Here is a 14,876-nt window from a genome sequence, read left to right on the forward strand (position 1 = left end):
CGGACGCGGGCGCCCCGAGGGGCAGTGGGGTTGCCCTCGCCGAGGTCCGTGCGCCCCTGTCGCCGTGCCGCACCCGCCTCGGAGACTCGACGTCGACGCAGGTGACACCGATGGGACATGAAGGAGCGAGCATGCCGACGTACCTCACCCCGGGCGTGTACGTGGAGGAGGTGCAGTCCGGTGCCCGACCGATCGAAGGGGTCGGCACCGCCGTCGCCGCGTTCGTCGGCTTCGCCCAGACCGGACCCTTCCACGAACCGACGCTCGTCACCAACTGGGACCAGTACACCCAGCTGTTCGGCGGCTTCACCGAGGGTGCCTATCTGCCGCACGCGGTGTACGGCTACTTCGCCAACGGCGGTGGCGCCGCCTATGTGGTGCGCATCGGCGGCTCCGGCCGGGACTCCTCCGCGCCGGCCGCGGGCGTGCCCCGGCAGGGCCAGGCGCCCGAACCGGTCGCGCTCGGCGGTTTCCTGGTCGCGGCCCGCCCCGGTGTCACCGGGGTGTCGGTGGAGGTCGCCGACCCGGAGGGCGAGAACCCGCCGGAGGACCGCTTCCGGCTGCTGGTCCGCCGCGGCGACCAGGTGGCCGAGACGTACGACGTCTCCACCCGCAAGAACGTCAAGGGCTATGTGGTCGGCCAGGTCCGGGCGTCCAAGCTGATCGAGGTCACCGAGCAGCGCGACGCCGCACAGACCCGGCCCGCCGCCCAGACCGTCGCCGTGCCGGACGCCCCGGCCGCGCCCGCCGCGCCCGCGTCCGGCGAGGTGTCCCGGCTCGACCCCGCCGAGTACGTCGGCGACGCCGGTGCCCGCACCGGCTTCGGCGGCCTGGAGGCCATCGACGAGATCACCATGGTCGCGGTCCCCGACCTGATGGGCGCCTATCAGCGCGGCGACATCGACGCCGAGGGCGTGCGCACCGTGCAGCTCGCGGTGATCTCGCACTGCGAGCAGATGGGCGACCGGGTGGCCGTGCTGGACGCCCCGCCCGGACTCACCGCCCAGCAGGTGCGCACCTGGCGCAACGACGAGGCCGGTTACGACTCCCGGTACGCCACCCTCTACTACCCCTGGGTGCGCGTCTTCGACCCGGCGTCCGGCCGCAACACCACGGTCCCGCCGAGCGGTCACATCGCGGGCGTGTGGGCGCGCAGCGACGCCGAGCGCGGTGTGCACAAGGCGCCCGCCAACGAGGTGATCCGCGGCGCGGTGGACCTCGAACTCCGGCTCAGCAAGGGCGAGCAGGACCTGCTGAACCCGATCGGCGTGAACTGCGTGCGGGCCTTCCCCGGCCGGGGCATCCGGATCTGGGGCGCCCGCACCCTGTCCTCCGACCCGGCGTGGCGCTACCTGAACGTGCGCCGCCTGTTCAACTACCTCGAGGAGTCCATCCTGCTGGGCACCCAGTGGGTGGTCTTCGAGCCGAACGACGACCGGCTGTGGTCGAGCATCCGGCGCAATGTCACCGCGTTCCTCACCGAGGAATGGCGGCGGGGCGCGCTCTTCGGGCGCACCGCCGAGGAGGCGTTCTACGTCAAGTGCGACCGCGACAACAACCCGCAGGAGTCCATCGACCAGGGCCGGGTCGTCTGCGAGATCGGTGTCGCACCGGTCAAGCCCGCCGAGTTCGTGGTCTTCCGGCTGGCCCAGTTCTCGGACAGCACCAGCCTCATCGACGAGTGAGACCAGTGACCCGCGGGTCGGTCAAGGAAAGGTGACGAACAGTCATGGCAGAGGGCGATGCTCTTTCCACCCATGTCTTCGGCGTGCAGCTCGGCGGCTACATGGTGGAGTCCATCCAGGAGATCAGCGGCCTGACCGTCGAGGAGGAGGTCGTCGAGGTACGGCAGGTCACCTCGGAGGGCAAGCAGATCATCCGCAAGCAGCCGGGCGCCCGGCAGGCCGGCGAGATCACGATCACCCGGGGGCTCGACAAGTCCAGCGAGTTCACCAAGTGGATCAAGGAGACCCTGAACAACGGTGCCGTCGACACCGCCCGGCAGAACCTGACCATCGAGATCAAGGACTCCAAGGGCGACACGGTCCGCCGCATCCAGCTGATGCAGGGCTGGGCCTCCCGGTGGGAGGGTCCCTCCCTCAAGGCGGGCGAGTCCGCGGCGGCCACCGAGACCGTCACCATCGTCTTCGAGGAGATCGTCGTCGAATGAGGCGCCGTACGGTGACGGCGGGCAGCCTGGAGGAGATCCTCGACGCGACGGCGCCCGCCCCGGCCCCCGAGCAGGCGCAGGCCCCGGCGCCACCGTCCGGCCCCGCGGCCACGCGTGAGCACGGGCTGCGCACCGAGTTCGAGTTCGAGCTGCCGCGCGGATACGTGGACGAGTCGGGCACGCTGCACCGCAGCGGCTCGATGCGGCTGGCCACGGCCCGCGACGAGCTGCGCCCGCAGATCGACCTGCGGGTCAAGGAGAACCCCGCGTACCTCAGTGTGGTGCTGCTGAGCCAGGTGATCACCCGGCTCGGCACCATCACCGATGTGCACGCGGGCGTCGTGGAACGGATGTACGCCACCGACGTCGCCTTCCTCCAGGACTTCTACCGCCGGGTCAACAGCGAGGGCCACACCCGCGCCGCGGTGACCTGCCCGCACTGCGAGGGCGCCTTCGAGGTCGACCTCTCGGGTGGGCGCCTGGGGGAATCGTGACGTACGCGCTTCCCCGGCTCCGGGAGGAAGTCGCGTACATCGCCTATCACTTCCACTGGCAGCGCGCGGACATCCTCGACCTCACCCACGCGGAGCGCCGTCAGTGGGTGGGCGAGATCGCGCGCATCAACGCCCGCATGAACGAGGGTGGTTGAGTCATGGGCTGGTGGGAGGGGGTCCGGCGCCGGGTGGGCGGGGGCACGGCGGGCACGGCCCCGGCCGGCGCCCCGGCGGGTCCGGCTGCCGCCGGGGGAGCCCCGGGGGCGGGTACGGGCACGGAAGGCCCGGCCGCGTCCGTGCCGGCTGACTGGGACGGCGGCTGGCGCCGGGTCGCGCCGGTCGTGCCGACCGTCTCCCGCGCCCCGCTCGGCGTCAGCGACGGCCTGACCTTTCGCTCGGGCCTCGCCTCCTGGCAGAACCCGTCCTTCGACCGGGGCCTCGGCCACGGTCTGCTGCCCTCGGCCCCGGCCGGTCTCGTCCATGGTGTGACCCGGCCCGCGGTGCGGCGGTCGGCGCCCGCCGAGGGCGGGCCGTTGCCGCTGCGTGCGGTGCGGCGGGACGCCGCCGAGGGTGACGAGGGCGCCGGTCCCGAGGCCCGGATTGTGTCGGCGGCCCGGCCGTCCGGCCCTCGGGCGCCGCGTCCGGCAGGAAGTGCCGCTCCCGGCTCAGCGGCCGGGGCCCGGCCCGTCGCGCAGGCGCCCGTCCAACGGGCGGTGGCCGACGGCGCCGGACCGGTGAGCGGGCCGGTGACCGGTCCGGTGCTGCCGGTGGTACGGCGCGTCGCCGTCGTACCGCACACCGCGAACGCCGTACCCGCGCCCGGTGCCGGGGAGTCCGGACCGGTACGGGCCCAGGCCGCGCCCCGTACGGCGCCAAAGGCCGCGGCACCGGTCGTGCGCCCCCGGCCGGTCGGGCCCTCGTTGACCGTCGCCCGCCGGGCGGCCCGGCCGGTGCGCCGGGTCACCGCGCTGCGGCCGAAACCGCTGCCCGGCGGAACGCCCGCGCGGGCGGAGCCCGTGGTGCAGCGTGCCGCCGCTCCCGTGCGCCCCGGTAGCCGGTCCCCGCTGGGTGCCGCGCTCGGCGCCCCGCTGGGGGAACTCCCGCCCACCGCCGTCCCGGCGGCCTCCGACGCGCCCGGCCCGGCAACGGCCGGCAATCGGCCGGGGAACGATCCTTCGCTCCCGGTGGTGCAGCGCCAGGTGGGGGCTTCGGAACCCGCGACGACGGGCACGCAGGCCGCCGGACCGCGTCCGACGCGGGGGGCCGACGCCGACGGTGCCGGCTCCGCCCCTCCGTCCGTCCGGCGCCGGACGGACGCCTCCGGCACCCCCGCCGGCTCGGCCGACTCCGGGCCGCGCCCCGCCGCGCCCGGCAGCGGGCGGGCCACCGGCACGACGGCACCCGTCGTCGGGCACCACCCGGACGCCACCGGCCCCGCGGCAGCCGACGCCCGGGCGGCGGCAGGCCCCTTGCTGCCCGCCGTACAGCGCCGGGCGGACGACACCACCGCGGCCGGTGCCGGGGCGGCGTCCAGGCCGGTGCTGCCGGGAGCGCGCCCCCGGCCCGACGCCTCCGGTCCGGCCGGTGACGCACCCGCACCCCCTGACGCCCGGACGGCGACCGATCGCCAACTCCCCGTCCTACAAGGGCGCATGGCCGACGCCGCCCCAGCCGAAGCCGGGCCGGCGTCCAGCCCGCTGCTGCCGGCGACCCGAGCGGACGCTTCCACCCCGGCCGGAAACGAATCCGCGCCCACGACCACCCGCCCCACCGCACCCGACGCCCGGATGGCGAGTGATCGCCAACTCCCCGTCGTACAACGCCAAACGACCGACACCGCCCCCGCCGAAGCCGGGCCGGCGTCCAGCCCGGTGCTGCCGGGAACCCGAGCGGACGCTTCCGCCCCAGCCGATGCCGGGCCGACGCACCGGCCGGCGCCGTCGGCCGTGCGGCGCCCGGCGGACGGCGCCGCCCCGGCCGAAGTCCGGGCGGCGTCCGGGCCGTTGCTGCCCGGTGCCGAGCACCGGGCGAAGGCTCCCGAGTCCGCGGAGCCCCCGGCCGCGGCCCGTCCGGCCACGCCCGGCGGACGGCCGGCCACCGCGCCGGAACTCCCGGTCGTGCAGCGCCAGTCGGCGGCTCCCGGTGCGACTGGTGCCCTCCCCGGGGGCGGAAGCCCGGCCGGTCCGGCGGCCGCCGGGGAGAGGGGCGGCTCACCGCACCGCGCCGGCGGCGCCGCTCCCTCCGGGGCCCGTGCCCGTGGCGGTCTGGGCGCGCCCCTCCCCGCGCTGCCGCCGACCGCCTCGCCGCGCGGCCCGGCCCCTGCCCGGCCGGACGGCCGGCCCGCGGCCGCTCCGCTCCTGGGCGCGCGTCCCGGGGCCGACTCCCCCGTCCCGCCGGGCGTCTCACCGTCCGGTGCGGGTGTCGCGCGGCCCCCGGCCGCACCGCTGGTGCCCCGGCTCGCACCGCCCCCGACCGGCGACGCGACCGGCACGACCGGCCCCGGCCGCACGACCGCCGCGCGCCCCGCCGCACCGACCAGCCCCACCGCCCGAACCAGCCCCACCGCGCCGACCGGTCCCGTCGTCGTGGCCCGTGCCCTGGCCGGGACCCGGCCCACCGTGCCCGCGCCTGCCCCTGCCCTCTCCCTGCTCGCCGCCCGTCCGCTCGCCCTCAGCACCCGGGTCCCGGACGGCACGCCGCGCGCCCGCCAGGACGTGCCGGCCGGGCCGCCCGTGGTCGCCGCGTCCTGGCGGCGCGAACCGCCGCCCCCGGCTCCGCACGACCCCGTGCGGCGGGCGTCCTCCGCTCCCGGGCCGTCCGCCACGGCGGCCCGGACCGAGGTCCCCGTCGTCCGCCCGGCCGCCCCCGTCCAGCGGGCGGCGTCCGGCGCCGCCCCGGGGACGCGCGCGCCCGCGCTGCCCCTGGCCGAGGCGCAGGCACCGCCGCTCCAGGGCGCCCCGACCCCGCAGAGCGCGCCCGGTCTGCCCGTGCCGGTGGTCCGCGCGGCCCGGCCGGAACAGTCGGCTCCCGTTCCCCCGGGGGCCGTTCCGGTGCAGGTCGTCCAGCGGGACGCGACGAAGGCCGCGCGTGGCGGCCGGCCGCGGTCGGTCTCCGCGCCGCCCTCCTTCCCGGCGGCGGCCACCACTCCGGACGTCCAGGAGGAAGCGGCGCCGCAGGAGGCGCCCGCGATCGACCTGGAGGACCTGGCGCGCCGCCTGCTGGACCCGCTGTCCCGGCTGCTCCGCGCCGATCTGCGGCGCGGCCGGGAACGCGCCGGTCGGCCCTACGACGGACGCCGCTAGAGGACACACCGAAGGACGCGCTGAGGACATGGAACGGATGGCCCACGGATGACGGACAACATCTTCGCGACGAGCGTGTTCTTCCGGCTCTCGATCGGCGGCAACGATCTGGGGGCCTTCCACACCTGCTCCGGGATGGGCGCGCAGGTGGAGCTGGAGAGTTACGCCGAGGGCGGCAACAACGGCTTCACCTGGCAGCTGCCGGGCCGGGTCACCTGGTCGAACATCACGCTCACCCGGCCGGTCACCGCGGACACCGTCAAGATCGGCCGCTGGCTCGACCAGACGCTGCGCCGGGTGGAGCCCAAGGACGGGGAGATCGTGGCGCTGAAGCCGGATCTGTCCCGGATCATCAGCTGGCAGGTGCTCGGCATCGTGCCGGTGCGCTGGCAGGGCCCGTCGTTCGATCCGGCGTCCTCGCAGGCGGCGGTGGAGACGCTGGAGATCGCCCACGAGGGGCTGCGGCCCTCCTGATCCCACCCCCGCCCCCGACGCCCCGATCCGTTCGAAAGGAGTTCCCGGTATGTCCCCTGCTGCCCGCACCAGCCGTGCCCGGGCCCAGCTGACCCTGAGGGAACCCCCTTCGGTGGTCGGCGCGAAGCCCGGCGGAACCATCGCGCGGCTGAACCTCCAGTTCAACCCGTCCACCTTGCAGTTGCGCAAGACCACCTCGTGGCGGCGCACGCCCTCGCGGATGGCCGGGCAGTCGGCGCTGCCGGAGTTCGTGGGCAGCGGGCCGCGGGAGCTGAGCCTGGAGGTGTTCCTCGACGCGACCTCGACGCACGACGACTCGGTCGAGCAGGCGGTGGAGAAGCTGATGAAGGGCTGTGTGCCGACGCCGGCGAGTCTCGCGCGGAAGAAGCCGGCGAGCCCCTGGGTGCGGTTCGAGTGGGGCACCGCGCGCACCACGTCGTTCGACGGGGTGCTGTCCAGCCTGTCGGTGACGTACACGCTGTTCGACGTCGACGGCAAGCCGCTGCGGGCGACCTGCGCGCTGTCGGTGGAGGAGGCGAGCGTCGACCCGGCCGGGCAGAACCCCACCTCGGGATCGCGCACGGCCCGCAGCACTCACACGGTGGTGGCCGGGGACAGCCTCGCGCTGCTGGCCTGGCGGGAGTACGGCAACGCGACGGCCTGGCGGGTCATCGCGGAGGCGAACGGGATCGACGACCCGATGGACCTGCCGCCCGGCACCGAACTGGTGGTGCCGGCGCTCGGGGACGCGGGCGGTGAGGAGGAGCGGTGAGCACACCGGAGGCGCGGGGCGGCCGGTCCTTCGCGGCGGACCCGATCGTGGAGGCACCCGGCGAGCTGCCGCAGGTCTGGGCGGCCCAGCTGGTCAGCTGTCTGGTGGACGAGAACGTGGGCCTGCCGGACACCGCGGTGCTCACCTACCGCGATCCCGACAACGAGTTCCTGGGGGCGAGCGGCATCACCCTCGGCACGCCGTTGCGGGTGTCGGTGATGACGGTCTCCGGGCAGTCGCGCGAGACGTTGTTCGACGGCGAGGTCACCGCGGTGGAGATCGACCGGGACGGCACCGGGTCGTTCACGGTGGTGCGCGGCTACTCCAAGGCGCACCGGCTCCAGCGGGGCCGCAAGGTGGTGGCGTACCGGAACATGACCGCCGAGGCCATCGTGCGCAAGGTGGCCGCGGGCGCGGGTCTCGCCTGCGGGAAGGTGGAGGCCGCGCCGGTCACCTACAAGCAGTTGTCGCAGGCCAACGTCTCCGACTGGGACTTCCTGCAGTACCTGGCGGGCGAGAGCGGCGCGCAGGTGCGGGTGGACACCAAGGGGGTGCTCCAGTTCACCCGGCCCGAGCCGGCGTCGGGGGCGCCCGCGCCGTCGACCCCGGCCACGCAGAACCCGATGGTGCTGGAGTACGGGCGCAATCTGCTGGCGTTGCGGGCGGCGCTGTCGGGCGCGGACGGCGCGTCCTCGGTGGAGGTGCGCGGCTGGGACGTCACCACCAGGACCCCGCTGGTGGCCCGGCAGCCGTCGGTGGCCAGCAAGACGGTGCTGCCCGGCCTCTCCCCGGCGCTCGCCGCCACGTTCGGGGCGTCGGCGAAGCTGACGGTGACGGACACCCCGTACCGTACGCAGGCCGAGACGACCGCGGCCGCGGCGGCGATCTCCGCGCAGGTGGCCGACGGGTTCGCCGAGCTGGAGGTCGTGGCGGAGGGCAGTCCGAGGCTGCGGGCGGGGCTGCCGGTGGCGCTCGGCAACGTCGGGCCGGCGTTCTCCGGCCGGTACACGGCGACGGCCGTGCAGCACAGTCTGGACCCCGGCGAGGGCTACCGGACCACGGTGTGGGTCAGCGCCAGCCCGGACCGGTCCCTGGCGGGCCTGGTGACCGGCGCCAACGCGCCCGGCCGCGGGCCGCGCATCCCGGGTCTGGCGATCGGCGTGGTGACGGACGTGCGGGAGCCGGGCGGCGCGCAGAACGGCGCGGTACGGCTCAAGTTCCCCTGGCTGGACGACACTTACGTGACCGACTGGGTGCGCACGGTGCAGTGGGGCGGCAAGGGCGGCGGGGGTGTGGTCAGCCCGGAGGTCAACGACGAGGTGCTGGTCGGCTTCGAACAGGGCCTGCTGGACTGCCCGTACGTCATCGGCGGCCTCTACAACGGCGTGGACGGTCCCTCCCCGCACGACGTGCCGCTGGTCGACGGCACCAGCGGCAAGGTCAACCGCCGTTCCGTGGTGTCGCGTTCGGGGCACCGGGTGGAGCTGCTGGACGCGCGGGCGCCGGGTCCGTCCGGGGTGCGGCTGCGGACGGCGGACGAGCGCATGGAGGTGCTGCTCGACGACCGCAACGACCGGATCGAGCTGACCGTGTACGCGGCCGGCGGCCGGCGGGCGCTGTCCTCGGTGCGGCTGGACGAGCGCGGCATCACGCTCGACGCGGGCACCGGCAAGGTCACCGTGAAGGGCGCCGATGTGGACATCGACGGCACCAATTCGGTGAAGGTGCACGGCCGTTCGGCGACCGTCAACGGGCAGACCGACCTCACGCTGGACGGCGGCCTGCTGGGGGTGCTGAAGGCGGACCTCGTACGCATCAACTGACCGACCGCACTTTGTGTACGCACGTACTTCGAGGAGGAGCCCGCCATGTCCGGCGCAGCTCGTACCGGCGATTCCACCAGTCACGGCGGTGTGATCGCCACCCCGCCGCCCGGCGCCGCCGCAGCGGTGGCCCGGGTGCTGATCGGCGGCCGTCCCGCCGCCGTCGTGGGCAGTCTGCACACGTGTCCGATGCCGCCGCACGCGTTGCTCGGCCCGGCCAATGTGCTCCTGCCGAGTCCGGCCTCGCTCACCTCGGGCATGGTCCTGATCGGCGGGCTGCCGGCCGCGCGGGCGGGCGACACCGCCGCGTGCGGCGCGAAGGTGCTGCTCGGCGCCCTGAACGTGCAGATCGGAGGGGTGTGATGAGCGAGCGGTTCATCGGGCGGGGCTGGGCGTTCCCGCTGCGGGTGGGGCCGACCGGCGGGATCGCGCTGGTGGAGCGGGAGCGGGAGATCGAGGAGGCCATCCGGCTGGTCCTGGGCACCGCCCCCGGCGAGCGGCCGATGCGGCCGGAGTTCGGCTGCGGCATCCACGACTACGTCTTCGCGCCGGGCGACGGCGCCACGGCGGGCCGGATCGCCCAGCAGGTGCGCGAGGCGCTGGAGCGCTGGGAGCCGCGGATCGCGGTGGACGAGGTGGTGGTCGCCTTCGACGAGGTCGACGCCGGCACTCTCTACATCGACGTGCGCTACACCATCCGCTCCACCAACGACCGGCGCAACCTGGTGTTTCCCTTCTACACGATCCCCTCCGAGGAGGGGGCCGAGGAAGCGGTCGCGGACTGATGGCCCTGCCCTCCCCCAATCTGGACGACCGGCGCTTCCAGCAGCTCGTCGACGAGGCGAAGCGCTATGTGCAGCAGCGCGCGCCCGAGTGGACCGACCACAACGTGTCCGACCCGGGCGTCACCCTGATCGAGACGTTCGCCTATCTCGTGGACCAGCTGCTGTACCGGCTGAACCGGGTGCCGGACAAGAACTACACCGCGTTCCTGGACCTGTTGGGCATCCGGCTGTTCCCGCCCGCGGCGGCCGGCGCCGAGGTCGACTTCTGGCTGTCGGCGCCGCAGCCCGAGGCGGTGACGCTGCCCGCGGGCACCGAGGTGACCACCGCGGACGGCGAGGCCGAGGAACCGGTGGTGTTCGCGACCACCGGTGAACTGCGCATCGTGCCCAGCGAGTTGGTGCGGCTGGTGACCGCGCCCCGGTCCGGTGAGCAGACCGACCGGACCGGTGAGCTGGCCGAGGGCCGGGACGTGCGGTGCTTCCAGGCGGCCCCGCAGCCGGGCGACGCGCTGCTGTTCGGGCTGCCCGCCGCGGTGCCCCGGTGCATCGTGGCGGTACGCCTGGACAGCCGGGTGGAGGGTGTCGGCGTGGACCCGCGCCAGCCGCCGCTGGCGTGGGAGGCGTGGGACGGGGGCCGCTGGCAGGAGTGCGAGACCGGCTCGGACAGCACGGGCGGTCTGAACCGGCCGGGCGAGGTGATCGTGTACGTGCCGGCCGGGCACACGGCGTCCGTGATCGGCGGCACCCGGGCGGGCTGGCTGCGCTGCCGCGTCACCGAGGCCGAGCCGGGCCAGCCGTTCTACTCGGAGTCGCCGACGGTGCGGGAGGCGACGGTGTTCACCGTCGGCGGCACCACCCCGGTCGAGCACGCCGAGACCGTCACCGATGTGCCGCTCGGCACCTCGGAGGGGGTCGCGGGCCAGAGCTTCCGGCTGGGTCGCCCGCCCGTGCTGCTGGACGGCGAGCCCCCGCTGGTGGAGGTCTCCTCGGCCGACGGCTGGCAGCGCTGGGAGGTCGTCGAGCACTTCGGCCGCTCGGGGCCCGGCGACCGGCACGTCCGGGTGGACGCCACCACCGGCGAGTTCCTCTTCCCGCCCGCGCTGCGCGAGCCGGACGGCACGCTGCGGCTGTGCGGCGCGGTGCCGGAGAAGGGCGCCCACATCCGGGTGACCCGCTACCGCACCGGCGGCGGCCCGGCCGGCAACGTGGCCCGCGGCGCGATCTCCGTGCTGCGCAGCTCGGTGCCGTACATCGCGCGGGTCGTCAACCGGGAGGCGGCGCGCGGCGGGGTGGACGGCGAGACGGTGGAGAACGCCAAGCTGCGGGCCCCGGACGCGCTGCGCATGCAGGAGCGGGCGGTCACCGCGGAGGACCACGAGATCATCGCCCGGCAGGCGGCCCCCTCGGTGCGGCGGGTGCGCTGTCTGCCCGCCGGGGAAGGGGCGGGCGCGGTGCGGGTGCTGGTGGTGCCGGACGCGGTGGCGGACGACGGCGACCGGCTCCGCTTCGAGCAGCTCATCCCCTCGGACCAGGTGCTGGCCGCGATCACCGGGAGTCTGGACGAACGGCGGCTGATCGGGACCCGGTTGGTGGTGGAGCCCCCGGTCTACCAGGGCGTCACCGTGGTGGCCCGGCTCGCGACCGCGCCCGGCGACACCGACCGGGTGCGGGACGCGGCGCTCGCCGCGCTGTTCCGGTACCTCAACCCGCTGCGCGGCGGTCCGGACGGCACCGGGTGGCCGTTCGGGCGGCCGGTGCAGTACGGGGAGGTGTTCGGCGTGCTGCAACGCGCCACGGGCAACGCGCTGGTGGAGGAGATCCGGTTGTTCGCCGCCGACCCGATCACCGGGCGGCGGGGCGCGCCGGTGGACCGCATCGACGTGGGTCCGGGCGCGCTGGTCTTCTCCTACCAGCACCAGGTCGTCGTGCAGCCGATGGAGCCGGAGGCCCGCCCGTGAGCCGTGCCGCCGTACCCGGACTGCCGAGCCGGCACCCCATCGGGGGGCTGCTGCCCGCGCTCTACGCCGACGACGACTTCGCCCAGCGGTTCACGGCGGGCCTGGACACCGTCCTCGCCCCGGTGTTCTCCACCCTCGACAACCTCCCCGCGTATCTCGATCCGCGGGTCGCCCCGGCGGACTTCGTGGCCTGGCTGGCGTCCTGGGTGGGCGCCGCCGACGACCCCGAATGGCCCGCGGAGCTGCGCCGCGAGGCGGTGGTGCGGGCGGTCGAACTGCACCGCTGGCGCGGCACCCGGCGCGGTCTGGTGGAGCGGCTGCGGCTGACGCTCGGGGTGCACGCCGAGGTCAGCGGCGACGGCGGCGCGGTGTGGTCCCGCACCCCGGGCACGCCCCTGCCGCCCGCGCCGTCCGGCGAGGTGCTGGTCCGGGTGTGGCCGGACCGGGAGCCGGAGGTGGACGCGGTCCGCGTCCGGGAGGTCGTCCGCGCCCACTGTCCCGTGCATGTCCCCTGCCGGGTGGAGATCCTGTCCGGCCCGCCCGCCGACGAAGGGAGGTGACGCCATGCGCGCCTGTCCCGCGTGCGGGGCGTCCAACGGCCCCGACGACGATTTCTGCGGCAACTGCGGGGCCTACCTGGGGTGGTCGGCGGAGGCCGGCCGCTCCGTGGAGGAGCCGGACCCGGCCGCCGATGCCCCCGCGCCCTCTCGGGAGCCCCGTTCGGTCCGCCGCGAGGGGGACGACCGTACCCCCGGTGCCGACGACGACCCGCCGAGCGCCCCGGCCGGGTCTGCCCCCGGTACGACTCCCGGGGCGGCCGGTACGACTCCCAGGGCGGCCGGTACCACTCCCGGGAGCGCAGACGCCCCGAGTACGCCCGCCGCACCTCCGGCATCAGCGGCACCACACGCACCGCCGGACCCGTCGACACCACCGACACCACCGGTCTCTTCCGCACCGACACCGGCCGCGCCCCCGGCACGCCCGGCGCCTCCGGCGCCCCGCGCGCCCGAGCCCGCCGAACCCGATCCGCGGCAGCCCGCCCCGGTGCAGCCCGCCAAGGCGGTCGCGCCGCGGCCCGTCGTGCGGCCGGTGCCGGAGCGCGAGGAGGTGGTGGGGCCGCCGTGCCCCGCGTGCGGGACGCCGAATCCGCCGGGGCGCCGGTTCTGCCGCCGCTGCGCCACCCCGCTGGACCCGCGGGCGGCCGCGGAGGCGCTGCCGTGGTGGCGGACCGTGTGGCCGTTCCGGCGCCGGGTGCGGGCGGGCTCCGGACGCTGGGTGCGGCTGCTGGTGATCCTGGTGGTGGTCGCCGCGCTGTGCGTGGGCGGGTTCCTGCTACTGCCCGCCGGACGCTCCCTGGTCGAGGACACCCGGGACAAGCTCGGCGGCACCAAGGCGGTCACGCCGGTGCACGTCACGGCGAGCGCCTCGGTGAGCGGGCATCCGGCCTCGAACACCACGGACGGCCTGAGCAACCGCTACTGGGGCGCGCCGGGGCCGGGGGCGTCGGTGACGTACACCTTCGGCAAGCCGTTCCGGCTGGTGGATCTCATCATCACCAACGGCGCCTCGGACTCGCCGCAGCAGTACGCGACCGAGGCCCGCGCCTTGCAGATGGACATGGAGGTCACGTCCTCCGACGGCAAAGTGCACCACAAGTCGGTGTCCCTCGGCGACAAGGCGGGACCGCAGACCGTCGCGACCGGGATCGACGACGTGGTGGGCGTGCGGCTGGTGCTGCGTTCGGTCACGGGCCTGACGGCGGGCCGTCACGTCGCCCTCGCGGAGGTCGAGTTCTTCCAGCGGAGCTGAGCGTCCGGCCGGCGCACCGTCGTCCGGGCTACCCGGCCGGGGAGGAGCGCGGGCGCAGCCGGGCGGCCAGGACGGCGACGTCGTCCTCCGTGTCGCGGACGTCGAGGCGGGTGACGACGGTGTCGAGGATCTCCTCGGGTCCGGCGCCGGCCCCGAAGCGGATACCCGCCAGCCGGTCCAGGGAGCGGTCGATGTCCTCGCCGCGCCGCTCTACCAGACCGTCCGTGAACAGCACGAGGGTCTGCCCGGGCGCCAGCCGGCAGGTGGCCGGCTCGTAGCCGCCGAAGCCGGTGCCCAGAGGCGGCCCGACCGGCACCGGCAGCCGGGTGGCCCGCCCGTCCTGATCGATCACGAGCGGCGGCAGGTGTCCGGCGCCGGCCAGCGTCACCATGCCCCGGTTGGGGTCGACCTGCGCCAGCAGGCAGGTGGCGGGCCTGCGGTCGGGTTCCTCGGCGGCCATGCCGTCGAGCTGGCGCAGCACGCGGTGCGGGGGCAGGTCGGCGGAGGCGACGTAGCGCAGGGCGGAGCGGTAGGCGGTCATGTCGACGGCGGCCTCCAGGCCGTGCCCCATGACGTCGCCGACGACCAGCAGGGTGCGGCCGAAGTGCAGTCGTACGGTCTCGCACCAGTCCCCGCCGACCAGCGTGCTGTTCCCGACCGGCAGATAGCGGATGGCGACGTCCAGATTGGGGTGCGGCCGGCCCGGCTCGGCCAGCAGGGCCCGCTGGAGTTTCCCGATGATGCCGCTGACCGCGTGGTGCTCGCGGGCGTGCCGGATGTGGGAGGCGGCGCGCTCGGCGAGGAACCGCAGGAACTCGGTCTCCGGCCCCGGGTACGGCTCGTTCCCGCGGGCGCAGACCAGCACGCCGTAGCAGTGGCCGCCGGCCGTCAGCGGCACACAGAGCGCGGCGCGTTCGGCGCCGGGTCCGGCCGCGATCCACCGGTCCTCGTCCGGGTCGGCGCCCGGCCGGACCGCCGCCGCGATCCGCCGCGCCTCGGGCAGCAGCTCCGGGTCGCCGCCGACGGCCGCGTAGCCCACCGCGGCCTCGCGGCCCCAGCTGAGCACGGCCGCGGCGCCGCCCAGCCGGGCCGCGGCGGTGCGGGTCAGCTCGGCGCAGGTGGTGTCCTCGTCCAGGGTGGTGCCGATCCCGGCCGCCACCGCGCGCAGCTCGGCCGGGCCCGCCGGTACGCGGGTCTCCTCCCGGGCGGGTCTGCCGTATCCGGGCTCGACGGCGTCCACCGTCGACTGACGGAACGGGTGAAACCAATCCACCACAGCACTCACC

The 14,876-nt window shown here is 75.6% G+C and carries 14 protein-coding genes; 13 read left to right on the top strand and 1 reads right to left on the bottom strand.

Annotated elements, in window-relative coordinates:
- Positions 1 to 131: 131 nt before the first annotated feature.
- From BLW85_RS07915 to BLW85_RS40090, 13 genes are all read left to right on the top strand, one after another.
- Positions 132 to 1,685, top strand: coding sequence for a phage tail sheath family protein (locus BLW85_RS07915; RefSeq protein ID WP_074991678.1), 1,554 nt, complete (start codon positions 132 to 134; stop codon positions 1,683 to 1,685).
- Positions 1,686 to 1,729: 44 nt separating this feature from the next.
- Entirely contained in the window at positions 1,730 to 2,170 is a 441-nt protein-coding gene (locus tag BLW85_RS07920; protein ID WP_046428592.1) for a phage tail protein, read from the top strand.
- Positions 2,167 to 2,664, top strand: a complete 498-nt coding sequence (locus BLW85_RS07925; protein ID WP_070028109.1) for a hypothetical protein — start codon at positions 2,167 to 2,169, stop codon at positions 2,662 to 2,664. Before BLW85_RS07920 ends, BLW85_RS07925 begins: the two co-directional genes overlap by 4 nt.
- A complete protein-coding gene (locus tag BLW85_RS39315; RefSeq protein ID WP_167381391.1) occupies positions 2,661 to 2,819 on the top strand; it encodes a DUF6760 family protein in 159 nt (52 codons plus the stop codon). The genes BLW85_RS07925 and BLW85_RS39315 overlap by 4 nt, the downstream gene beginning before the upstream one ends.
- Before the next feature lie 141 nt (positions 2,820 to 2,960).
- Positions 2,961 to 5,966, top strand: coding sequence for a hypothetical protein (locus tag BLW85_RS39760; protein WP_208624823.1), 3,006 nt, complete (start codon positions 2,961 to 2,963; stop codon positions 5,964 to 5,966).
- A 48-nt stretch (positions 5,967 to 6,014) separates the two neighbouring features.
- Positions 6,015 to 6,440, top strand: coding sequence for a phage tail protein (locus BLW85_RS07935; RefSeq protein WP_070028111.1), 426 nt, complete (start codon positions 6,015 to 6,017; stop codon positions 6,438 to 6,440).
- Between the two features lie 49 nt (positions 6,441 to 6,489).
- Positions 6,490 to 7,212: a CIS tube protein gene (locus BLW85_RS07940; RefSeq protein WP_074991680.1), complete on the top strand. Its 723-nt coding sequence runs from the start codon at positions 6,490 to 6,492 to the stop codon at positions 7,210 to 7,212.
- Positions 7,209 to 9,035 (top strand): VgrG-related protein, encoded by a 1,827-nt coding sequence (locus BLW85_RS07945; protein ID WP_074991681.1) that lies wholly within the window; start codon positions 7,209 to 7,211, stop codon positions 9,033 to 9,035. The genes BLW85_RS07940 and BLW85_RS07945 overlap by 4 nt, the downstream gene beginning before the upstream one ends.
- Before the next feature lie 45 nt (positions 9,036 to 9,080).
- The gene (locus BLW85_RS07950) at positions 9,081 to 9,398 is read left to right on the top strand and encodes a PAAR domain-containing protein (RefSeq protein ID WP_070028114.1); all 318 of its coding nucleotides are present in this window, start codon (positions 9,081 to 9,083) and stop codon (positions 9,396 to 9,398) included.
- The gene (locus BLW85_RS07955) at positions 9,398 to 9,820 is read left to right on the top strand and encodes a GPW/gp25 family protein (RefSeq protein WP_070028115.1); all 423 of its coding nucleotides are present in this window, start codon (positions 9,398 to 9,400) and stop codon (positions 9,818 to 9,820) included. Before BLW85_RS07950 ends, BLW85_RS07955 begins: the two co-directional genes overlap by 1 nt.
- Complete coding sequence (locus BLW85_RS07960) at positions 9,820 to 11,778, top strand: putative baseplate assembly protein (protein ID WP_074991682.1); 1,959 nt, start codon at positions 9,820 to 9,822, stop codon at positions 11,776 to 11,778. The genes BLW85_RS07955 and BLW85_RS07960 overlap by 1 nt, the downstream gene beginning before the upstream one ends.
- Positions 11,775 to 12,338, top strand: a complete 564-nt coding sequence (locus BLW85_RS07965; protein ID WP_074991683.1) for a phage tail protein — start codon at positions 11,775 to 11,777, stop codon at positions 12,336 to 12,338. The genes BLW85_RS07960 and BLW85_RS07965 overlap by 4 nt, the downstream gene beginning before the upstream one ends.
- Before the next feature lie 487 nt (positions 12,339 to 12,825).
- Entirely contained in the window at positions 12,826 to 13,590 is a 765-nt protein-coding gene (locus BLW85_RS40090; protein WP_244174844.1) for an NADase-type glycan-binding domain-containing protein, read from the top strand.
- 28 nt (positions 13,591 to 13,618) lie between these two features.
- On the opposite strand, the gene BLW85_RS07975 is transcribed toward BLW85_RS40090, so the two are convergent.
- A complete protein-coding gene (locus BLW85_RS07975) occupies positions 13,619 to 14,866 on the bottom strand; it encodes a GAF domain-containing SpoIIE family protein phosphatase (RefSeq protein WP_244174845.1) in 1,248 nt (415 codons plus the stop codon).
- Positions 14,867 to 14,876: the final 10 nt, after the last annotated feature.

Source organism: Streptomyces misionensis (assembly GCF_900104815.1).
Lineage (GTDB): Bacteria > Actinomycetota > Actinomycetes > Streptomycetales > Streptomycetaceae > Streptomyces > Streptomyces misionensis.